This is a genomic window from Burkholderia sp. LK4 (genome assembly GCF_001043615.1).
GTDB lineage: Bacteria > Pseudomonadota > Gammaproteobacteria > Burkholderiales > Burkholderiaceae > Burkholderia > Burkholderia cepacia.
On record NZ_LDUL01000006.1, the window covers coordinates 76303 to 96511 of the forward strand.

Here is a 20209-nt window from a genome sequence, read left to right on the forward strand (position 1 = left end):
GTATTGCCTGTTTCAGGTGCGGCGCCTTCGCGGCGCCGCGGTACTGCACACGTGTTCACTGCGACCGGATCCACGCCTCGATCGGGGCGAGCGTGCCGGGCGCATACGCATGGCGGCCGAGCGCCATGTACAGCCATGTCTTCCACGTCGGCCAGTCGGACTCGAGCTGGTAGTCGAACCAGCCGGCGCGCAGCAACCCATGCGTCGCACCGGGCACGACCACCACGCGCCGGTCGGGCCGGTTCGCGAAGGCATGCGTGTAGGCATTCGCTTCGTCGACCGGATCGACATTGCGATCCTGCGCGCCCCACACGGCCAGCACGGGCCCCTGCATCGTCGCGAGCGCCTGCGACGAATCCTCCAGGTAGTTGCGTGCGATGAAGCCGAAGCGGCGCGGCTCGATGTCGGGGCGCCGACGCGGATCGGCCGGTACGTTCGTCCGACCGAAGATTTCGTCGTTGTCGCGTCGCTCGGCGGCCAGTGTCGCATCGATTCGATCCGGCTGCAGGCCCGTTGCCTGGAGCTGCTGCCGCGTCAGGTAGGTGCCTTGCCGGCGCCAGCTGACGGCGCCGCCGACGATCACCGAGAACGCGGGCCGCACCGCATTCGCGACGCGCGGCACGACCCAGCCGCCTTGCGAGAAGCCGAGCAGGCCGATCTTGTGCGCGGGGCCGACGACGGCGCGCACGCGCGCCATCGCGGCGATCGTTTCGTTCGCACGATCCCGCATCGATTGCGCGAGCCAGTCGCCGCCGCTGCGGCCGGTGCCCTGCTTGTCCCATGCGAACACGCCGATGCCGGCGTCGAGCAGGCTGTTGACGAGCGGCAGCATCGCGTCGTCGGAGAAGCGGGTGCGCGGCCCGTCACCGTGCACGAGCAGTACGATCGGCGCGCCGGGCGCATGGGCCGGCAGCGCGAGCGTGCCGACGAGGTCGGCGCCGTTGGCGCGGAACGTGAGCGACGACACGTTCGCGCCCTTCAGCTCGAAGTCGGCGAGGCCGCGCAGCACGAGCGCACCGGCCACGACGAGCACGAACAGGACGAGCGCGATGCCGGCGATGACGATTCGTTTCAAGAGGCCCTCGGTGCGGTGGCGTGAGCGGATGCCGCAGGCGGCATGTGCGGGGGCACGCTGCCTTGACGCCTGCCGGACGTCGCCACGATAATAGATCGATTAATCAGTCTAATAAAGATTCGAGTCATCGTCGAGTACGGAGTGCCTGTTGAGAAAGATCGACCCTGAAAGAGTGGAAGCGAAGCGGCGCCAGATCCTGGATGCCGCGATCGACTGTTTTGCGCGCGACGGCTTCCATGCGACGTCCACGGCCGCGATCTGCAAGGCGGCCGGCATGAGTCCCGGCAACCTGTTCCACTACTTCCCGACGAAGGCGTCGATCATCGAGGCAGTCGCGCAGGACGACCAGCGCGAGATGGCCGAACTGTTCGCGCGGCATTCGGACGCCGACGACGCGCTGGCCGCGATCGAGGAGATCGCACTGACGTTGATGGAACTGTCGAGCGATCCCGTCTATGCGCGCATCTGCGTCGAGACCGCGGCGGAGGCGACGCGCAATCCGGACGTCGCCGCGCTGTTCGCGGCGAACGAGGCGCAGGTGAAAGGGCGGATGGTCGCGCTGATCAAGCGCGGTGTGGCGCAAGGGAAGATCGACGCAAGCCTGAAGCCCGATCTTGTCGCGACGTGGCTGCTCGCGCTCGCGGAAGGCGCGGTCGGGCGCGTGGTGTTCGAGCCGGGGTTCAAGCCGCGCGCGCACCGGGCGATGTTGCGGACGATCATTCAGCGGATGTTGAAGCCGCAGTGAGGATCGCGGGTCCGGTTCGACGCCCGCCCGATTCGGGCGCAATGCGCCGCACCGAACCGGGCGCGAGCATCCGGCGGCCATTGGCCGGCGAGCGCGGACAAGGCGCCCGGTGCGGTGCGCATTGCACCCTTAAAAAAGTCCTTGACTGTCTATCTATGAGTAGATAAAGTTCGCTCCATGGAAACGAAACCGACCGTCCGCGAACAGATTCTCGACCATGCGACCACGCTGATGATGCTGCGCGGTTACAACGGCTTCAGCTATCGAGACCTGTCCGACCTGGTGGGCGTGAAGACGTCGAGCATCCACTACTACTTCCCGTCGAAGGACGACCTCGTGCTGGAAGCGGTGGCGGCGTATAGCGACGAAGTCCTCTCGGCCATGCGGGCGATCGATCCGGCGTTGCCGGCCGACGTGAAGCTGAGCCTGTACACGAAGCTGTTCGGCCGGACGCTCGGCGACGGCAACCTGATCTGCCTGTGCGGGATGCTCGCGGCCGACATCGAAACGTTGCCGGAGAATGTGCGGCAGGCGGTGCAGGCGTTCTTCAAGGCCAACGAGGGCTGGCTGGCGGAATTGTTGAAGCAGGGTGCGCAGGAAGGCACGCTGCAGTTCAGCGGCGAGCCCGAGACGGCTGCGCGCACGTTGTACGCGGCGTTCCAGGGCAGTGTGCTGGCCAGCCGGCTGTTTCACACACGGGCGCGCCTCGAAGATGTCGAGGCCGTCTGGAAAAAGCGGTCCTGACGGAGCGCGCATGCAGTGAGGCGGTTCGCCGCCTTTTTATTGAGTCTTGCTGTCTATCTATAGGTAGATAGAGTTCTGGCGCAGATGGCTCGACCATCTGCATTTTTTGGGGATGTTTATCTATCTATGAGTAGATACACAAGCGCGATGCGGGCAGCACGGCTGTCGGCACGCGGTCCCCGGTTCGAAGGCTGTTTCATTCATTTGCTGAAAAGGAGTCTGTCATGTCGATCGAAAAAGTGCTGTACCGCGCCCATGCAAAAGCCACCGGCGGCCGTGACGGCCGTGCCACGGTGCCCGAGAGCAACCTCGACCTGAAACTGACCACGCCGCGCGAACTCGGCGGCGCGGGCGGCGCAGGCGCGAACCCCGAGCAACTGTTCGCCGCCGGCTACAGCGCGTGCTTCATCGGCGCGATGAAGTTCGTCGCGGCCCGCGACAAGATTGCGATGCCCGCGGACGCTTCCATCGAAGGCAGCGTCGGCATCGGCGCGATCCCGAACGGCTTCGGCATCGAAGTCGAACTGACGATCTCGCTGCCGGGCCTCGATCGCGACATCGCGCAGACGCTGATCGACCGCGCGCACCTCGTGTGCCCGTATTCGAACGCGACGCGCGGCAACATCGACGTCACGCTCACGCTTGCCTGATCGATCGCACTGCGAATCATCCATCGTCATTTACCGGCTAAAGCCAAGGAACACCATCATGAAGATCGTCAAGCCGCTGCTGATCGCTGCCGCCGTCGCCGCTGTACTGTCCGCCTCGACCACCGCATTCGCCGCCGGTGCCGATACCGTCCGCCCCGATACGACGACGAGCGCGTTCCTCGCCGCGCTGAACGGCCAGAAGGGCCCGGGCCTCGAAACGCTGAGCCCCGCGAAGGCGCGCCAGGTGCTGGTCGACGCGCAGAACGGCACGAAGGTCGACCTGTCGGGGATCGACGTGTCGAACCGCACGATCGAACAGGACGGCCTGTCCGTGCCGGTCACGATCGTCCGCCCGCAAGGCGCGACGGGCACGCTGCCGGTGTTCGTGTTCATCCATGGCGGCGGCTGGGTGCTCGGCGATTTTCCGACGCATGAACGCCTCGTTCGCGATCTCGTCGTGCAATCGGGGGCCGTCGCGGTGTTCGTGAACTACACGCCGTCGCCGGAAGCGCATTACCCGGTCGCGATCAACCAGGCGTATGCGGCGACGAAGTGGGTGGCCGCGCACGGCGCGGAGATCGGCGTCGACGGCAGCCGCCTCGCGGTGGTCGGCAACAGCGTCGGCGGGAACATGGCGGCCGTGGTGGCGCTGATGGCGAAGGACAAGGGTGGCCCCGCGATCCGCTTCCAGGGGCTGATGTGGCCGGTTACGGACCACAACTTCAACACAGGCTCGTACAACGCGTATCAGCAAGGGCACTTCCTGACGCGGCCGATGATGAAGTGGTTCTGGGATGCCTACACGAAGAACGAAGCGCAACGCAACGAAATCTACGCGTCGCCGCTGCGCGCAAGCACCGCGCAGTTGAAGGGCCTGCCGCCCGCGCTGATCCAGGTCGCGCAGTTCGACGTGCTGCGTGACGAGGGCGAAGCATACGGCCGCAAGCTCGACGCGGCCGGCGTCGATGCGACGACCACGCGCTACGACGGCACGATCCATGATTTCGGTTTGCTGAACGCGCTGGCCGGCGACGCGCCGACGAAGGCCGCGACGAAGGCGATGGCGAATGAACTCGCGACGCGACTGAAGTAAGCGATGGGTTCGCACTCGCGCTGCCCGTGAGGCGGGCAGCGTGAGCGCGTATGACGACGAGGCGGGCGCATGCCCGCCTTTGTTGCGTGCGGCGCGTGAACCGGGCGAAGGTGCCGGACTGCAACCCGCACGCCCCGATCGACCGCGCTTTTTCGTCCCGGTTCGGCAACACGAGTTCTTTCGCGAACCGCGCCGCATCGTCGTCGGCTTCGCGTGGTGCTTCACGACGCGCCCGTGACCGCCCGCATCGTTGGCCCGGCGCCCGCAAGGTCCCGCGCCGCGGGCATTGTTGGTACGATCGCGCGTATCGTCCACGCCGGCGCCGCGAGCCGCCGGCCATCGGTCGCGCGGCCGTACGGCAGCGCGGCCCCGTTCGGGAGAAGCGTTTCATGCTGCAGGCGTTCGCGGTTTTGCTGACCTTCCAGTGTCTCGGGGAAGGCGTGTCCTACCTGTTCGGCCTGCCGGTGCCGGGGCCCGTGATCGGCATGCTGCTGCTGTTCGGCTTCGTGATGCTGCGCCCGCAGGTGGCCGACGCGATCGAGCCGACCGCGCTCGAGCTGTTGCGCCACCTGTCGCTGCTGTTCGTGCCGGCCGGCGTCGGCATCATGGTGTCGGCCGACCGCGTGCGCGGCGATGCGCTCGCGGTCGTCGTCGCGCTGGCCGTCAGCACCACGCTCGCGATCGCCGTGACGGCGCTCGTCACGCGTGCACTGCTGCGGCGCCAGCGGCGCGCGGGCGATGCGGTGGAGGGCACGCAATGACGGCCTTCCCGAAACTCGGCGCGATCTGGGTCTATCTTGCCGCGAGCCCGCTGCTCGGCCTGACCATCACGCTGATCGCATATCTGTTCGCGCAGGCCGTCTATGCGCGGGCGCGCTTCAACCCGCTCGCGAACCCGGTGCTGATCGCGGTTGCGCTGATCGTCGTGCTGCTGACGATCACGCACACGCCGTACCCGACGTATTTCGAAGGCGCGCAGTTCGTCCACTTCCTGCTCGGCCCCGCGACCGTCGCGCTCGCGCTGCCGCTGTACCGCCAGTGGTCGAAGCTGCGCCGCGCCGCGGTGCCGCTGCTGGTCGGCCTGCTCGCGGGCTCGCTGACCGCGATCGTGTCGGCGGTCGGCATCGCGGCGCTGTTCGGGGCGTCGCACCAGACGATCGCGTCGCTCGCGCCGAAATCGGCGACGACGCCGATCGCGATGGCCGTCGCGGCGGAAATCGGCGGGATTCCGTCGCTCACCGCCGTGCTCGTGATCTCGACCGGGATCTTCGGGGCCGTGTGCGCGCGCGGGATCCTGAACGCCCTGCGCGTCGACGAACCGGCCGTGCGCGGGTTCGCGCTCGGCGTCGCGTCGCACGGGATCGGCACCGCGCGCGCGTTCCAGGTCAGCGAGGAGGCCGGCGCGTTCGCCGGGCTCGGGATGGGATTGAACGGCGTGCTCACCGCCTTCGTCGTGCCGGTCCTGCTGCCGGTGCTGTCGCGCTGGATCTGAACGCCGGCCGGGCCAGGCCAGGCCGGGTTATCGGTTTCCCTGATGGCGCGGGCGACGCGCCGGAACGACGGCATACGCGCTGCCCACGTATCGTTGCCGTTATCGGGAGAATTCAGGAACGCACAGGGACAAGCGGATACTGTTCGGCTAACGTTGCATCGGTGCCGTTGTCGCAAGCGGTCGTGTGCGCGCCGGTGTCCTACCCACAATCAACAATCGACAAGGAGGTCCGGCCATGAAGAAGTCTCGCGTGGTTTCGGTGGCAGTGGCAGTAACGGCGTCGTTCGGTCTGCTGTTGACCGCCGCGCCGACGGCGTATGCGCAGGATCCGGCGTCCGCGCCGACGCAGAAGCAGATCGACAAGGCGCAGAAGAAGGCGGCCCGCAAGGCCGCCCGGGCGCGTCACGCGTCGGACCTGAAGGCGATCGGCACGGGCAGCGGCTACCGGCTGACCAACGACCAGAGCAACTACCCGCAGAACGCCGCGCAGAAGGCGCCCGCGACGAAGGCGGCGCCCGCCGCCCCGGCGTCGGGCCAGTAACGGCCGGGCCTGGACACAGCGCACACGGCGCCGGGTCGACCGGCGCCGTGTGCGCGTGTGCGGGGCCGCGAAGGCGGCCTGTTACGACGCGAGCTTGCTGGCGAGTTCCGCGACGTGCTTGCCTTGATAACGCGCGATGTCGAGCTCGTTCGCGCTCGGCTGGCGGCTGCCGTCCGCGCCCGCGAGCGTGGTGGCGCCGTACGGCGTGCCGCCGGTGATTTCGTTCATGGTGACGAGGCCGCTGCACGCATACGGCACGCCCACGATCACCATCCCGTGGTGCAGGAGCGTCGTGTGGAACGACGTGATCGTCGTTTCCTGGCCGCCGTGCTGCGTGCCGGTCGACGCGAACACGCTGCCGATCTTGCCGACGAGCGCGCCCTTCATCCACAGGCCGCCGGTCTGGTCGAGGAACGTGCGCATCTGGCCGGCCATGTTGCCGAAACGGGTCGGCGTGCCGAAGATGATCGCATCGTAGCCGGCAAGTTCGTCCACGGTCGCGACCGGTGCAGCCTGGTCGACCTTCACGCCGATCGCCCGGGCCTGGTCGACGGGAATCGTTTCCGGCACGCGCTTGAGCGTGACCTCGACGCCGGGCACCGACTTCGCGCCTTCCGCGACGTGCTGCGCCATCGTTTCGACGTGCCCGTAGGACGAGTAATAAAGAACGAGAACCTTGGCCATGTTGCGAATCTCCGATTAAAAGGGCCCCGCGTTCAGCGGGGCCCGGTTCCCCGAACGGGCTTCATGCCCACTCGGCCGTTACTTCGACCGGACGCAGGTCGAACACCAGCACTTCGGCATCCTTCCCGTCGGCGAACGTCAGCGTCCGTTCGTCGCGGATGCGCACGCCGTCGCCTTCGCCGAGCGTCACGCCGTTGACCGACACGCTGCCGCGTGCCACGTGCACGTACGCAAAGCGGTCCGGCGCCAGTTCCAGCGTCGCGCGTTCGGCGCCGTCGAACAAGCCCGCGTAAATCCGCGTGTCCTGCCGGATCTTCAGCGAACCGGCGTCGCCGTTCGGCGATACGACGAGGGCGAGCTTGCCGCGCTTGTCGTCTGCGGTGACATTCGTCTGCTGATAGCGCGGCTCGGCACCCTTCTCGGCCGGCCCCACCCAGATCTGCAGGAAGTGGACCGGCAGTTCCGGCGAGTGGTTGAACTCGCTGTGGCGCACGCCCGTGCCCGCGCTCATCAGCTGCACGTCGCCCGGCACGATCACCGAGCCGGTGCCCATCGAGTCCTTGTGTTCGAGCGCGCCGTCGAGCACGTACGACAGGATCTCCATGTCGCGGTGCGGGTGCGTGCCGAAGCCGCGGCCCGGCGCGACGCGATCGTCGTTGATCACCAGCAGGTCGGAGAAGCCGACTTGCTTCGGATCGTAGTAATTCGCGAACGAAAACGTATGACGGGAGCTGAGCCAGCCATGCTCCGCACGGCCACGTTGGTTTGCTGCACGGATATCGATCATGATTTTTGTTCCTCAAGACGCCGGACCTCGGAAGTGGGACCGGCCGTTCGTTGAGATGAATCTTAGGTCAATCGATTTGACAAATAAATGGCTGTAGAGATAATGACTGTCGCTATGGAGTGGACAATATGGAAATCAATGACCTGAGGATCTTCGTCGCGACAGTCGACGCCGGCAGCTTCACGGCGGCGGCCGATCAACTGATGCTGTCCAAGCAGTTCGTCAGCCGGCGCACGATGGCGCTGGAGGCGTCGCTCGGCGTGCGGCTGTTGCACCGGAACACGCGCAACCTCGCGGTGACCGAATCGGGGCAGGAGTTCTATGCGCGCGCGCAGCGGATCCTCGCGGAGATCGCCGACGCCGAGCAGGCGATGTCGGTGCGCAGCACCGAGTTGCACGGGTCGCTGAAAATCAGCGCGCCGCTGTCGTTCGGGATCACGCACGTGTCGCCGCTGATCGCCGAATTCCTGTCCGCGCACCCGGCCGTGCGGCTGAACCTCGACCTGACCGACCGGCGCGTCGACCTGATCGGCGAGGGCTTCGATCTCGTGCTGCGGATCGGCTCGCTCGAGGATTCGACGTTGATCGCCCGCCCGCTCGGCGCGTGGCGGATGGTCGCGTGCGCGAGCCCCGCCTATCTGAAGCGGCAGGGCACGCCGCAGACGCCGGCGGATCTCGCCGGCCACACGTGCCTGCTGTACGGGCGCGAGCGGCGCATCGGCTGGGAATTCCGCGTCGACGGCGCGGCGCGCACGTTCGACGTGCAGGGGCCGCTCGTCGCGAACAACGGCGAAGTGGTGCGCGACGCCGCGATCGCGGGGCTCGGCATCGCGCTGCTGCCGCACTTCATCGTCGGCGCGGCGCTCGACAGCGGCGCGCTCGTGCCGGTGCTCGACGCGTATGCGCCGTCGCCAATCACGCTCAACGCGGTGTTCCCGCAGCATCGGGAAGGATTCGTCACGCTGCGCACGTTCATCGGATTTCTCGCGGAACGGCTCGGGGAGGCCGCGCCCGCGGCGAAGGGCAGCGCGGGCCGGGCGCGGTAGCGGGGCGGGGGTTGCGGTGAATGGCGCGTTATTCTCCGCATGATTTGCGGAGAATATTGAGCCGTGCGGTGAATCGGTGGGATAATCTCCGCATCATGAGCGGAGATTACACCTTCATCTGGGCGTCGGCCGACTGGCCCGCATGGCGCTTCGACCTGCCTGCACTGGCAACGCCACTCGCCGACGTCAGCCGTGCGCAAGGCATGCTGGCCGGTCGGCTGGCGGACGTCGGCCTGGCGCTGCGCGACGAGGCCAGCCTGGCCGCGCTGACGGAGGACGTCGTCAAGACCAGCGCGATCGAGGGCGAAAGCCTGAACGTGGCATCGGTGCGGTCGTCGATCGCGCGTCGGCTCGGCGTCGATATCGGCGCGCTGGCGCCGGTCGACCGCCACGTCGAGGGCGTCGTCGACATGGTGCTTGACGCGACCACCCATGCGGCGGCGCCGGTCACCGAAGGCCGCCTGTTCGGGTGGCATGCGGCGCTGTTCCCGACCGGCTACTCGGGGATGTCGCGGATCACGGTCGGTGGCTGGCGCACGGATGCGACCGGGCCGATGCAGGTCGTGTCCGGGCCGATCGGCCGCCAGCGCGTGCATTTCGAGGCGCCGCCCGCCGCACGCCTCGCCCACGAAACCGGGCGTTTTCTCGCGTGGCTCAATGCCGCGCCGGTCGAGCCCCTGCTGATCCGGGCCGGCCTGGCCCACCTGTGGTTCGTCACGCTCCATCCGTTCGACGACGGCAACGGCCGCATCGCGCGTGCGCTCGGGGATCTGGTCCTGGCGCGTGCCGACCGCAGTCCGCAACGCTTCTATAGCCTGTCGGCGCAAATCCAGCGCGAGCGCGACGCGTATTACGACGTGCTGGAGCGGACGCAGCGCGGTTCGCTCGATGTCACGGAATGGCTCGCGTGGTTCCTGACCGCACTCGGCCGGGCCATCGATCACGCGCATGCGACGCTCGACGCCGTGCTGGTCAAGGCGCGCTTCTGGCAACGATGTGCCGGCGTCGCGATGAACGAACGCCAGGCCAAGGTCATGAATCGCCTGCTCGACGGCTTCGAGGGGAAGTTGACGAGCACCAAGTGGGCAGCGCTTGCGAAGTGCTCGCAGGATACGGCGCTGCGTGACATCACTGAACTCGTCGAGCGCGGCGTGCTGCAACGCTCTTCGTCCGGCGGCCGGAGCACGAGTTACGAGCTGGCGCCGTTCGACGGCTGACCGCCGTATTGCGTCGGCCCGCAGATCCGGAAGGCCGGCAGGCGCCACAACGCGATCACGCCGTGCGGCCTGTGCAAGGGGCATCATGCGAGCCGCGGGCTCGAACTGATCGTTGCGTGCGCATCGATCCTGTCGGTCGATGCCGCCGCGGAAGCCGCATTGCGCGACGGCATCGTGCAATGCCGCGAGGCCGCCGCGACGGTTGCGCCGACATCGAACGTCGATTGATCGGCGTCGCGCATTCGGGTTAGGCTTCGGCGAGCAACGGCATGCACCCCATGCCGGGCCGGGCGTTTTTACCTCGAATGCCGCGCGCAGGTAGCTTCTACAGGCGCGCGATCCAGCGACGATCCAAGCCGATGATCCTCCATAACCGATCGAATGCTCGCGGGAAAACCGCGATTTCCGCCGAAGGTGCATTGCACATGCGTGTGCGATCCGTCGCGGCGGCCGCGCTGCTGACGCTGTTGCCGGCCGCCGCGCACGCGGCCGGCTTCGACTGCGCGAAGGCCGCTTCGTCAACCGAGAAGACGATCTGCGCGGATGCCGCGCTGTCGAAGCTCGACGGCGACCTCGCGGCGGCGTGGAAGCAGGCGCTCGCGAAAGGCGGCGATACGGCCGCGCTGAAGGCCGCGCAGGTGAAATGGCTCAAGCAGCGCGACCGGTGCGGTGCCGACGAATCGTGCCTCGGCGACCGCTATCGCGAACGGCTCGCGAGCCTGAACGGCAGGCCGCTGGCCGCCGATCGCTGGCAGCAGACGTGGTATCTCGACAGTGGTAATCCGTCGTTCGGTGGTGTGCTGACGTTCACCGGCACGGCGCCACGTTTACATTTCGAGCTGGCCGGCAACAACGGCGCGAATACCGGCGAACTTGGTGGCGATATCGAACTGCACGGCAATAGTGGCACGTTCAGTCACGATCAATGCCGTCTCGACTTCAGCCTCAAGGGTGCACGCGTTCAGGTCGTGCAGCACGGCGCCGACGGCGAATGCGGCGCCGGTGCGGGCGTCGTCTACTCGGGCGATTATGTGACGGCGTCGCAGATGCAAGCGAAGCCGCCGGCGGATCTCGTGAGCCTGGATGTGCTCGCCAATGCGCAGCAGAACGCGACCGCGCACAAGCTGCTCGGTGCCGATTACCAGACGCTCGTCGACATCGTCAATTACGGCGCCGAAGCAAAGGATCTCGACGGGCTGAACGCGCACGTGACGTCGTACTGGGTGCGCGGCATCGCGACGACGAACGCCGCGATCGTGATGCGCCGCGGCAACGACCTGTGGATCGGGCTGCTCGTGTTCGACGCGCAGAGCAACGTCCGGATGCGCTATTACTCGAACGTGCCCGCGTGGAAGAAAACCGTGCCGAAGACGATCCAGGCGTGGCACGACAATCTCGACAAGACACTGCCGGTCGACGTGATGCAGTGACGAGCGGGCCGGGCAGCCGAAGCCGCCCGGCGCGGCCTCATTTCTTTCCCGCTGCGCGCGCGTGCGCCGGTGGCGCAGCCGATCCCCGCGTACGCAATTCGGGCAGGACGGCATGACCGGGCCCCGTCGCGCCGTTCTCGAGCGCGTCGAGCAAGGCCTGTGCGGCCTGGCGCCCGATCGCGTCGGTGTCGACCCACATCGTCGTCAGCGGCGGCTGGATTTCGCGCGCGAGCGCGACGTCGTCGAACCCGGTGATCGACAATTGCGCGGGCACGTCGATGCCGAGCGCCTGCGCTTCGAGCAGCGCGCCCAGCGCGAGCGCGTCGTTCCCGCAGATCACGGCTGTCGGCCGCGTCGCCGCGTCGCTGTTCACGATCGCGCGCAGGCTCGCCCGCCCGAAGGCGATCGTGGCCGCGCCCTCGTGCTGATGGACGGGGCGCACCGCGAGCCCGCGCGCGGCGAGCGTGTCGTGAATGCCGCGCAGGCGGGCCTGTACGCGGTCGTTGTCGGCCGACGGCTGCATGATGATCGCGAAATCGCGATGGCCGAGGTCGAGCAGGTGGGTGGTGAGCCGCGCGAATGCCGCGCGGTTGTCGAAGCCGATGCAGCAGTGCGGGCTGTCGTCGCGGTACGCATACGTGACGACGTACGGCACGCGGTGCATCGCAAGGAGTTCGAACAGTTCCGGCGGATACGCTTCGCCGACCAGCGACACGGCTTCCACGCCGCGCGACAGCATCGCGCGTACCTGGGCCAGCGCCTGCGCGGGATCGTAATTCGAGCAGCCGAGGAACAGCGTGATGCCGTGTTCGGCCATGACCGTCTGCATGCCCGCGACCTGCGACGCGAACACCTGGTCGTCGAGTGTCGGAATGATCGCGCCCGTGATGTGGGTGCGCGTGGACGCGAGCGCACGGCCCGCCGCATTCGGAATCCAGTTCAGCGCGCGCGCCGCGTCGCGCACGCGCTGCTGCACGTCGGCCGACACCTTGCCGGGATCGTTGTACACACGCGAGACGGTCGCGGTCGATACGCCGGCCAGCTTCGCGACATCGCCGAGCACCGAGCGGCCGCTGCCGCGGCGCGCCCGGGGCGCGCCGGCGCGGGACGGAGGCGTGCTCATCGGCCGGCCCCCGGCGGGGCGGCAGTGACGGCGCCGCGCGTTGTCAAATGCGTCATTGTTTACCCTCGATTCGTGGTGGCGCCGCTTGCATTCCCGCTCGACCCTGTGAGAATGTAAGCGCTATCTTGGCGTGCTTCCGCATTATGTCAGACACATATTCTATCCATATCGTGAGATTTTCATCGACGACGGCCGATCCGGCCATTTTGTCCGCCGCAAATGTAAGCGGTTACATTGCAAAATGAGCGCCATCCTTTCACCGCGCATTGCCGTCGTCGGCAGCGTGAACATCGACCTCGTGACGCGCGCACCGCGCCTGCCGGTGCCGGGCGAGACGCTGCTCGGCACGGATTTCCAGACCGTTCATGGCGGCAAGGGGGCGAACCAGGCGGTCGCGGCCGCGCGGCTGGGCGCGTCGGTCGCGATGATCGGCTGCGTCGGCGACGACGCGTTCGGTGCGCGCCTGCACGATGCGCTGGCGGCCGAACGTATCGACGTGACGCACCTGGGCCGGATCGGCGGCACGGCGACCGGGGTGGCCACGATCACGGTCGGCGCGGGCGGCGCGAACAGCATCGTCGTCGTGCCCGGCGCGAATGCGTGCCTCGACGCCGACCGGATCGACGCGGCGCGCGATGCGATCGCCGAGGCCGCGCTGCTCGTGTGCCAGCTCGAAGTGCCGGTTGCCGCCGTCGCGCGCGCCATTGCCTGTGCATCCGCGCACCACACGCCGGTGCTGCTCAACCCCGCGCCCGCGCAGCCGCTGTTCGACGCGCTGCTGGCACGGGTCGACTACCTCGTCGTCAACGAAACCGAAGCCGAATCGCTGACCGGCATCGCCGTCGGCGACGACGCATCGGCCGTGCGCGCCGCCGATGCGCTGTGCGCGAAGGGCGTCGGCAACGTGCTGGTGACGCTCGGCGCGCGGGGCGTCTGCTGGCGCGGCGGCGCCGGTAACGGCCGCCTGCGGGCGATGACGGTGGCCGCCGTCGATACGACCGCGGCCGGCGACACGTTCGTCGGCGGGTTCGCAGCCGCCCGCGCGGGCGGCGCGTCGATGGACGACGCGATCGGCTTCGGCCAGCGCGCCGCCGCGATCAGCGTGACGCGCCACGGCGCGCAGACCTCGATTCCGACGCGCGACGAAGTGGCGCGCCTCGAACCCTGAATGCCGCATCAGACGGACAGGCCGGAACCGGCCGATACCAGTGACATGGAGACAACCGCAATGAACGAAACCTCGACCGTTCCACCCGCCCCGCCGCGTATCCGGCGCGGGCAACGCATCGCGCTCGCACTGCTGATGGCGAGCGGCATCGTCAACTACCTCGATCGCGGCACGCTGGCCGTCGCGAGCGCGGCGATCCGCGGCGACCTCGGCTTGTCGCTCGCGCAGATGGGGCTGCTGCTGTCGGCCTTCTCGTGGAGCTATGCGCTGTGCCAGTTTCCGGTCGGCGGGCTCGTCGACCGTATCGGGCCGCGCCGGCTGCTCGGTGTCGGGTTGATCGTCTGGTCGTTCGCGCAGGCGGCGGGCGGCATCGTGTCGACCTTCGGCTGGTTCATCGTCGCGCGCATCGTGCTCGGCATCGGCGAGGCGCCGCAATTCCCGTCGGCCGCGCGGGTGGTGAGCAACTGGTTTCCGCTGCGCGCGCGCGGCACGCCGACCGGGATCTTCAACGCCGCGTCGCCGCTCGGCACCGCGCTCGCGCCGTTGCTGCTGTCGATCCTCGTCGCGTCGTTCGACTGGCGCTGGGCGTTCATTGTGACGGGGGCACTCGGTCTCGTCGTCGCCGTCGTCTGGTTCGCGCTGTATCGCGATCCGGTGCGCGCGCAACTGTCCGCCGCCGAGCGCAACTACCTCGATGCCGACGCGCAAAGCGTGGCCGCGACACCGAAACTGACGTTCGCCGAATGGCGCAGCCTGTTCTCGCACGGCACGACCTGGGGGATGCTGGTCGGTTACTTCGGCTCCGTGTACCTGAACTGGGTCTACCTGACCTGGCTGCCGGGCTACCTGACGATGGAGCGGCACATGAGCCTGATCCGGACGGGCTTTGCCGCGTCGGTGCCGTTCCTGTGCGGGTTCGTCGGCTCGCTGGTGGCCGGCTGGGTGTCGGACCTGGTCACGCGCCGCAGCCGCTCGCCGGTCGTGAGCCGGCGCAATGCGGTGGTGGTCGCGATGCTCGGGATGGTCGTCTTCACGATCCCGGCCGCGCTCGTGCAGAGCAACACGGTGGCGCTCGCCTGCATCTCGGTCGTGATCTTTCTCGCGAACGCGGCGTCGGCCTGCTCGTGGGCGCTCGCGACGGCGGCCGCGCCGCCGAGCCGCGTCGCATCGCTCGGCGCGATCCAGAATTTCGGCGGCTTCGTCGGCGGCGCGCTTGCGCCGATCCTCACGGGCATCATTGCGCAGAAATGGTCGTTCGTGCCGGCGCTGCTGACCGCCGCGGCGATCGCGTTCGCGGGTGCGATCGCCTATCTGCTGCTGGTACGCAAGCCGATTCCCGAGCAGGCCGCGAACGCCGCGCCCGGGCCGTTGCCCGCGTGAGCCTACCCCCCGCATTCACTGAAGCAAGGAGAAACAGATGCAACACCCGCAGCAAGCGAACGTGACCATCGAAGGGATCGTCCCGGTGATGCTGACGCCGTTCGACGATGCCGGCGCGATCGACTACGCAGGGCTCGAGCGGCTGATCGAGTGGTATCTCGCGCACGGCGCGGATGCGTTGTTCGCAGTCGCGCAATCGAGCGAGATGCAGTTCCTGAGTCTGGCCGAACGCGCGGAGCTCGCGCGCTTCGTGGTCGAGCGGGTGGCCGGGCGCGTGCCCGTCGTCGCGTCCGGGCACATCAGCGACGATCTCGACGCGCAGGCCGCGGAGCTGTGCGCGGCGGCCGAATCGGGCGCGCAGGGCGTCGTGCTCGTGACCAACCGGCTCGATCCGCAGCGCCTGGGCAGTGCCGCGTTGCTCGACCACCTTCACCGGCTGCTTGCGCGATTGCCGTCGGACCTGCCGCTCGGGCTGTACGAATGTCCGGCGCCTTACCGGCGGCTGCTGTCGGATGACGAACTGCGCGCGTGCATCGACACGGGCCGGTTCGTGATGCTCAAGGACGTGAGCTGCGACCTGGAAACGGTGAAGCGGCGGGTCGCGCTCGCCGAGGGCTCGCCGCTGAAGATCCTCAACGCGAATGCCGCGATCGCGCGGGATGCGATGAAGGCGGGTTCCGCCGGCTTCAACGGCGTGTTCACCAACTTTCATCCGGATCTGTACCGGTGGTTGCGCACGCAAGGGGATGCGCATCCCGAACTGGCCGACGAGCTTTCGACGTTCCTGGTCGTCTCGGCGGTGTCGGAGGCGCTCGGGTACCCGGCGCTCGCGAAGCTCTATCACCAGCGGATCGGCACCTTCACGTCGATCCGCTGCCGTGCGATCGACTACGACGTGCGTGAACGATTCTGGGCACTCGATGCAGTGCTCGACAAGATCGTGGCCGGCACCGAGCATTTCCGTCGTCGGATCGCTGCGCAATAGGGCGCGCGGTGTGCCGTCCGTGTTCAGTGGTGCGCGACGGCATCGCGGGGCGGGCAGGCGGATGCTCGCGTGTGGAGTTCTCGCGAGGCGCAGGGCGGCGCGCGGTGGCTGCAAGCACGGCCGGTTTGTCGCGATGCGTTGCGTTGTGTACGCGTCGCGACAAGCGGTGTTGGTGGCGTATCCGCGATCGCCGATGATGTGAGTCCGGCGCGTGCTCGGCCCCAACGTGCGGCGTGGCGGATCTATCGGGCGTTTCCGTGCTGTCGAGGGCGGCAAGGGTGCCTGTCGCGGCGGGGCCGCTGCATTCGTCGACGGTCAGGGTTGCCTGTCATCATGAATGACGATGGGCTGTCGATACGGCACCGACGCGCGGTCCCACCTTCATCCGTTCCATCGCACCATTTCGCCCGTGAGCCGTGAGCCGTGAGCCGTGAGCCGCGAGCCCCAAGCCCCAAGCCCCAAGCGCCAAGCGCCAAGCGCCAAGCGCCAAGCGCCAAGCGCTGGTGCCGGTGCCGGTGCCGGTGCCGAGCCGAGCCGAGCCGAGCTGAGCTGAGCTGAGCTGAGCTGAGCCGAGCCGAGCCGAGCTGAGCCGAGCTGAGCCGAGCTGAGCTGAGCCGAGCTGAGCTGAGCGCCAAGCCAAGCCAAGCCAAGCCAAGCCAAGCCAAGCCAAGCCAAGCCACGGCGCCGCCGCTCGCCCGTCCGACGCGTTGCGTCCCGCGATCAACCGCCGCCGGCCGACCGTTGCATGTTCACGCAGGGCGACAAAAGCACACAAATCTGATCAACGCCCCCCATCGTTTCTTGTAACGATTCGTAATATCGCGCCGCCGAGCGCTTTTCCCGACGAACCGTTGAATCCGCATCCGCTTCCCATGCAACACGTGACGACGACAAGCCAGCCGCCGATCCTGGCGGCACCGGTAGATCCCATGCTGCACGCCGTGATCGATGAGGTCGTCCACCGGAGCGTGTCGGAAGCGACGACGCGCAGCGGCTACATGCGATGTGCCGACTACGCGATCGTCGGCGCGCAGGTGCTGACGCTGCTGACCGGCAAGCCGTACCGGCCGTTCGCGGGTGGCGAGGTGCTGGATTTCGGCGGCGGCAACCTGTATGCGCTGTGCACGACGCGCGAGCGGCGCCGCACCGCGCGGCATCTGTCGCAGCTCGCGAGGTATCACTGCTGGATCGAGGCGCGTCATGACGATATCGGCGGCCGTGCGCGCAAGGAAATCGTCGATTTCACGCTGCGCCACGACGAGACCGTGGCGAGCCATCTGGGGATGCCGTACGCACGCGCGTACCAGGCGTATTTCTGGGGCTGGGACGACGAGCACGCGGTACCGGCCGAACTGCACGATCATCCGGTCTTCGCGAAACAGGGCCCCGTTTGGCGCTGGGCGGAGCGTGAATGCACGTCGCTGCTGCGCGCATACGAGCGCGAACGGCCAGGCTATTTCGGGCGTCAGGTGTCGCGTGCGATCGATTTGTTTGCCGATCGCGTCGAAGGTCTCGGCTGACGGCACGGCCGTTCGGGGTGAACTGCGGGCAAGCAGCCCGCCGTGATGGAGCGCGAACCGGCGGAGGGCGCCCGGCGCGCTCGCGCACGGCCGGGTATGAACGATGTTTCCGGGCACGACACCACGCGCGGCGGCGCGAGCAGGTCGATCCACAGACCGGCGGCCGCCGCCGCGATCATCGGGCGGCCCGGGCGCGCATTACTTGTTCGCCAGCGTGCCGCTGCTGTTGGCGCCGCCGAACAGCCGCGTCAGGTACTGCGTGTTGGAGTTCATCTTGGCCATCAGCGTGTTGAGCGCCGTGAACTGCGCCTGATACTGCTTGGTCAATTGCGAGGCGTAGTCGGCCAGATCGGTCTGCTGCTGCGTGACGCGCTTCAGGTTGGCACTCAGCGCGTTCGTGCGCACTTCGATCATCCCGCCCTTCTTCGTGAAGGGCGCGATCTGGTCGGTCAGTTGCTTGCCCATCCCGTTCGTCGAGTTGAACAGGCGCGCGACCCCTGACGGGTTGCTGGACAGCGCACTGTCGAGCTTCGCGCTGTCGGCCTTCAGCGTGCCGTCCTTCTCGAGCGAGATGCCGATCGCCATCAGGTTCGTGTGTCCGTTGCCGTTCTCGTTCGCGACACCGCGCGCGACGATCGACGCGAGCGAGTTGCGGATCGTGTTCAGCGTCGAATCGCCGATCAGCGCCCCCTGCGAGCTTGCTCCTTCGGTGTAGCTCGACAGCGCGCCCATCGTCTTGACGACGGTGTTGTAGAGGCTCACGAAGTTCGTGATCGTGGCCGCCTGCGACTTCGTATCGGTGCTGACCGTGAGCGTTTGCGTATCGGTCGCGCTGACCGCGGCCGCCGACAGGTTCAGCGTGACGCCGCTCAGCACGCCCGACACCGTGTTGCTCGCGCTGGTCGACGCGATGCCGTTGAGCGTGAACTTCGCGTCCTGCGCGACGGCGCTTTGTCGCCACGCGGCCGCGCTGTTCGCCGATTCGATCTTCGACGCGCCGCCCGTCGTGTCGGCCGTCGACGTGACGCCGAGGTTCGACAGCCCGTTGTCGTTGGCCACGTTGCCGACCGCGACGCTGATCGCGTTCGCCGAGCCCGTCTTCGTCGACGCGAGCACGAGGTGCGCGCCGTCGGTGCCGTTGATCACGGTCGCGCTGATTCCCGGGTTGTTCGCCGCGGAGTTGATCGCGGCCGCGATGCCCGACAGCGTGTTGTTCGTGCCGGTGACGGCGACCTTGAACGACTGGCTGCCGAGCGACAGCGTCAGCGTGCCGGTGCCGAGCGCCTTGCTCCCGTCGAAGCCCGACGAAGCCAGTGCCTGCGCGGTCGCGGTCTGAGTGACGCCGATCGTGTAGGTGCCGGCCACCGCGCCCGCGCCCGCCGTCGCGGTCAGGCCCTTGCCGCTCGCGACCGCGGTGAACGTCGACTGCAGCCCGCCATTCGTCAGCGAGGCGAGGCCCGCCTCGAGGGCACCCAGCGCCGACGACAGCGCGCCGAATGCGGAAATCTGCGTGGTGCCGGTGGTCTGCGACGCGGCGAGCGCCGCGGCCCGGCCGGCGGTTTTCGCATTCACCAGCGTCTTGACGAGCGTGCCGACGTCCATCGACGGATTCCCGGTCGAGCCGTTGATGATCGATTGCGCCGCCTGTTGCAACAGGCTGTTCGTGTTCGCGCCGCTGCTCACGGGCGTGTTCGTTGCCATGGGTGGTCTCCGGTTGAATAACGATCCCGTGACGAGCGGCTGCCGGGTCGGCCTGCGGCGCTTCGAAGGCAGGGCGCGTCCGGCGCGACGCGTTCCCGGGGTTCACGGGAGTGTCGGGAAAACGTAAGGACGTGCGCTATCGTATATTTAAATCGGTATTGCTTGGTAATTTTTTGTAATTCATGTCGAGAAAAATGCAGATTGGAACGGGGTGTTTGAGTGAGGGCTAAAGGTTTACGATCTTTTGCCGTAAACACACCGTTTCGGTTGTATTTATTCAAGCATTTTTCACGGTTTTGAGAGCCGGAAAAGGGCGAGAAGGATTGGTCAATGTTTTGAGCTGGTTCCGCTAAACATCGGATCGATCGACGGTGTGTGGAAAGCGTGTTCCATGGTCGATATCGGACTGAGATCCTTGTATGACGGACGATACGCGTCACCGATGATTCCAGCCCGCCTGCCCGTGAAACGTTTTCGCATTGCCGATGTTCGTTTCCGGGCCATGAGCTTTTTTATGCAACGGAATGTCAGGTCGATTGCAATGCCGGGCGAGTTGCGTGAATCAAGTCAGCCTTTGTGAATCGCATATCGAACTCGTCATTCAATGACAGTCGTGATACGCGGTTGTGACCGATTTACGTCAATTGAGGCCGAAAATATCGATTGAATCAGGTGGCCTGAAAGAAGCAGGGTGTTTCCGTGTTCCGGAAACATTGAGCGGGTTGATTTGCGCTGCCTGCCGACCTTTGCCTGTCGGCGTGATTGTTTTTGATTGTCCACTTGAACGAGACAGCGAATCCTTCTTTGGCGGATTGATGATTCATGGCG

General features: G+C 67.2%; 19 protein-coding genes. 14 read left to right on the forward strand and 5 right to left on the reverse strand.

The window, feature by feature from the left end; translation table 11 throughout:
- Window positions 1–55 precede the first annotated feature (55 nt).
- The gene (locus tag VK92_RS02170) at window positions 56–1075 is read right to left on the reverse strand and encodes an alpha/beta hydrolase family protein (RefSeq protein WP_048028842.1); all 1020 of its coding nucleotides are present in this window, start codon (window positions 1073–1075) and stop codon (window positions 56–58) included.
- A 148-nt stretch (window positions 1076–1223) separates the two neighbouring features.
- Between VK92_RS02170 and VK92_RS02175 the strand changes: the two genes are divergently transcribed.
- The 7 genes from VK92_RS02175 (at window position 1224) to VK92_RS02210 (ending at window position 6340) form a co-directional block, all read left to right on the forward strand.
- Window positions 1224–1820, forward strand: a complete 597-nt coding sequence (locus tag VK92_RS02175) for a TetR/AcrR family transcriptional regulator (protein WP_048028844.1) — start codon at window positions 1224–1226, stop codon at window positions 1818–1820.
- A 177-nt stretch (window positions 1821–1997) separates the two neighbouring features.
- On the forward strand, window positions 1998–2564 hold the full coding sequence (locus VK92_RS02180) for a TetR/AcrR family transcriptional regulator (protein ID WP_048028846.1): 567 nt from the start codon (window positions 1998–2000) through the stop codon (window positions 2562–2564).
- A gap of 224 nt (window positions 2565–2788) precedes the next feature.
- Window positions 2789–3214 (forward strand): organic hydroperoxide resistance protein, encoded by a 426-nt coding sequence (locus VK92_RS02185; protein WP_021160683.1) that lies wholly within the window; start codon window positions 2789–2791, stop codon window positions 3212–3214.
- 58 nt (window positions 3215–3272) lie between these two features.
- The gene (locus tag VK92_RS02190) at window positions 3273–4307 is read left to right on the forward strand and encodes an alpha/beta hydrolase (protein WP_048028847.1); all 1035 of its coding nucleotides are present in this window, start codon (window positions 3273–3275) and stop codon (window positions 4305–4307) included.
- Window positions 4308–4696: 389 nt separating this feature from the next.
- On the forward strand, window positions 4697–5068 hold the full coding sequence (locus VK92_RS02200) for a CidA/LrgA family protein (protein WP_021160680.1): 372 nt from the start codon (window positions 4697–4699) through the stop codon (window positions 5066–5068).
- Window positions 5065–5799, forward strand: coding sequence for an LrgB family protein (locus VK92_RS02205; RefSeq protein WP_048028849.1), 735 nt, complete (start codon window positions 5065–5067; stop codon window positions 5797–5799). Before VK92_RS02200 ends, VK92_RS02205 begins: the two co-directional genes overlap by 4 nt.
- 235 nt (window positions 5800–6034) lie before the next feature.
- Window positions 6035–6340 (forward strand): hypothetical protein, encoded by a 306-nt coding sequence (locus tag VK92_RS02210; RefSeq protein ID WP_048028850.1) that lies wholly within the window; start codon window positions 6035–6037, stop codon window positions 6338–6340.
- Window positions 6341–6421: 81 nt separating this feature from the next.
- Here VK92_RS02210 and wrbA read toward each other — a convergent pair whose 3' ends face one another.
- Window positions 6422–7024 carry an NAD(P)H:quinone oxidoreductase gene (wrbA, locus tag VK92_RS02215; RefSeq protein ID WP_048028851.1) on the reverse strand — a complete coding sequence of 201 codons (603 nt, stop codon included), beginning with the start codon at window positions 7022–7024 and terminating at the stop codon, window positions 6422–6424.
- Between the two features lie 61 nt (window positions 7025–7085).
- Window positions 7086–7811 carry a pirin family protein gene (locus tag VK92_RS02220; RefSeq protein WP_048028852.1) on the reverse strand — a complete coding sequence of 242 codons (726 nt, stop codon included), beginning with the start codon at window positions 7809–7811 and terminating at the stop codon, window positions 7086–7088.
- 128 nt (window positions 7812–7939) lie between these two features.
- On the opposite strand from VK92_RS02220, the gene VK92_RS02225 reads away from it, so the two are divergent.
- The 3 genes from VK92_RS02225 to VK92_RS02235 all read left to right on the forward strand — a co-directional run bounded on the left by VK92_RS02225 (window position 7940) and on the right by VK92_RS02235 (window position 11504).
- Window positions 7940–8857: a LysR family transcriptional regulator gene (locus tag VK92_RS02225; protein ID WP_048028854.1), complete on the forward strand. Its 918-nt coding sequence runs from the start codon at window positions 7940–7942 to the stop codon at window positions 8855–8857.
- Window positions 8858–8952: 95 nt separating this feature from the next.
- Complete coding sequence (locus VK92_RS02230) at window positions 8953–10074, forward strand: Fic family protein (RefSeq protein WP_197094481.1); 1122 nt, start codon at window positions 8953–8955, stop codon at window positions 10072–10074.
- A gap of 425 nt (window positions 10075–10499) precedes the next feature.
- A complete protein-coding gene (locus VK92_RS02235; RefSeq protein ID WP_048028856.1) occupies window positions 10500–11504 on the forward strand; it encodes a lysozyme inhibitor LprI family protein in 1005 nt (334 codons plus the stop codon).
- A 37-nt stretch (window positions 11505–11541) separates the two neighbouring features.
- On the opposite strand, the gene VK92_RS02240 is transcribed toward VK92_RS02235, so the two are convergent.
- Complete coding sequence (locus tag VK92_RS02240; protein ID WP_048028857.1) at window positions 11542–12627, reverse strand: LacI family DNA-binding transcriptional regulator; 1086 nt, start codon at window positions 12625–12627, stop codon at window positions 11542–11544.
- A gap of 241 nt (window positions 12628–12868) precedes the next feature.
- Here VK92_RS02240 and rbsK point away from each other — a divergent pair, with 241 nt between their 5' ends.
- From rbsK to VK92_RS02260, 4 genes are all read left to right on the forward strand, one after another.
- Window positions 12869–13795 carry a ribokinase gene (gene rbsK, locus VK92_RS02245; protein ID WP_048028858.1) on the forward strand — a complete coding sequence of 309 codons (927 nt, stop codon included), beginning with the start codon at window positions 12869–12871 and terminating at the stop codon, window positions 13793–13795.
- Window positions 13796–13855: 60 nt separating this feature from the next.
- Window positions 13856–15175 (forward strand): MFS transporter, encoded by a 1320-nt coding sequence (locus VK92_RS02250; RefSeq protein WP_021160669.1) that lies wholly within the window; start codon window positions 13856–13858, stop codon window positions 15173–15175.
- Between the two features lie 37 nt (window positions 15176–15212).
- Complete coding sequence (locus tag VK92_RS02255) at window positions 15213–16160, forward strand: dihydrodipicolinate synthase family protein (protein WP_048028860.1); 948 nt, start codon at window positions 15213–15215, stop codon at window positions 16158–16160.
- Window positions 16161–17032: 872 nt separating this feature from the next.
- On the forward strand, window positions 17033–17680 hold the full coding sequence (locus VK92_RS02260; RefSeq protein WP_048029150.1) for a hypothetical protein: 648 nt from the start codon (window positions 17033–17035) through the stop codon (window positions 17678–17680).
- Window positions 17681–17878: 198 nt separating this feature from the next.
- Here VK92_RS02260 and fliD read toward each other — a convergent pair whose 3' ends face one another.
- A complete protein-coding gene (gene fliD / locus VK92_RS02265) occupies window positions 17879–19381 on the reverse strand; it encodes a flagellar filament capping protein FliD (protein ID WP_048029148.1) in 1503 nt (500 codons plus the stop codon).
- Between the last annotated feature and the right edge of the window lie 828 nt (window positions 19382–20209).

What these genes read in the sequence shown, in the direction of transcription:
- VK92_RS02180 (WP_048028846.1), top strand. Translation starts at nt 1,998, where the DNA reads ATGGAAACGAAACCGACCGTCCGCGAACAGATTCTCGACCATGCGACC.
- VK92_RS02185 (WP_021160683.1), top strand. Translation starts at nt 2,789, where the DNA reads ATGTCGATCGAAAAAGTGCTGTACCGCGCCCATGCAAAAGCCACCGGC.
- VK92_RS02190 (WP_048028847.1), top strand. Translation starts at nt 3,273, where the DNA reads ATGAAGATCGTCAAGCCGCTGCTGATCGCTGCCGCCGTCGCCGCTGTA.
- VK92_RS02200 (WP_021160680.1), top strand. Translation starts at nt 4,697, where the DNA reads ATGCTGCAGGCGTTCGCGGTTTTGCTGACCTTCCAGTGTCTCGGGGAA.
- VK92_RS02205 (WP_048028849.1), top strand. Translation starts at nt 5,065, where the DNA reads ATGACGGCCTTCCCGAAACTCGGCGCGATCTGGGTCTATCTTGCCGCG.
- VK92_RS02210 (WP_048028850.1), top strand. Translation starts at nt 6,035, where the DNA reads ATGAAGAAGTCTCGCGTGGTTTCGGTGGCAGTGGCAGTAACGGCGTCG.
- wrbA (WP_048028851.1), bottom strand. Translation starts at nt 7,024, where the DNA reads ATGGCCAAGGTTCTCGTTCTTTATTACTCGTCCTACGGGCACGTCGAA.
- VK92_RS02220 (WP_048028852.1), bottom strand. Translation starts at nt 7,811, where the DNA reads ATGATCGATATCCGTGCAGCAAACCAACGTGGCCGTGCGGAGCATGGC.
- VK92_RS02225 (WP_048028854.1), top strand. Translation starts at nt 7,940, where the DNA reads ATGGAAATCAATGACCTGAGGATCTTCGTCGCGACAGTCGACGCCGGC.
- VK92_RS02230 (WP_197094481.1), top strand. Translation starts at nt 8,953, where the DNA reads ATGAGCGGAGATTACACCTTCATCTGGGCGTCGGCCGACTGGCCCGCA.
- VK92_RS02235 (WP_048028856.1), top strand. Translation starts at nt 10,500, where the DNA reads ATGCGTGTGCGATCCGTCGCGGCGGCCGCGCTGCTGACGCTGTTGCCG.
- VK92_RS02240 (WP_048028857.1), bottom strand. Translation starts at nt 12,627, where the DNA reads ATGAGCACGCCTCCGTCCCGCGCCGGCGCGCCCCGGGCGCGCCGCGGC.
- rbsK (WP_048028858.1), top strand. Translation starts at nt 12,869, where the DNA reads ATGAGCGCCATCCTTTCACCGCGCATTGCCGTCGTCGGCAGCGTGAAC.
- VK92_RS02250 (WP_021160669.1), top strand. Translation starts at nt 13,856, where the DNA reads ATGAACGAAACCTCGACCGTTCCACCCGCCCCGCCGCGTATCCGGCGC.
- VK92_RS02255 (WP_048028860.1), top strand. Translation starts at nt 15,213, where the DNA reads ATGCAACACCCGCAGCAAGCGAACGTGACCATCGAAGGGATCGTCCCG.
- VK92_RS02260 (WP_048029150.1), top strand. Translation starts at nt 17,033, where the DNA reads ATGCAACACGTGACGACGACAAGCCAGCCGCCGATCCTGGCGGCACCG.
- fliD (WP_048029148.1), bottom strand. Translation starts at nt 19,381, where the DNA reads ATGGCAACGAACACGCCCGTGAGCAGCGGCGCGAACACGAACAGCCTG.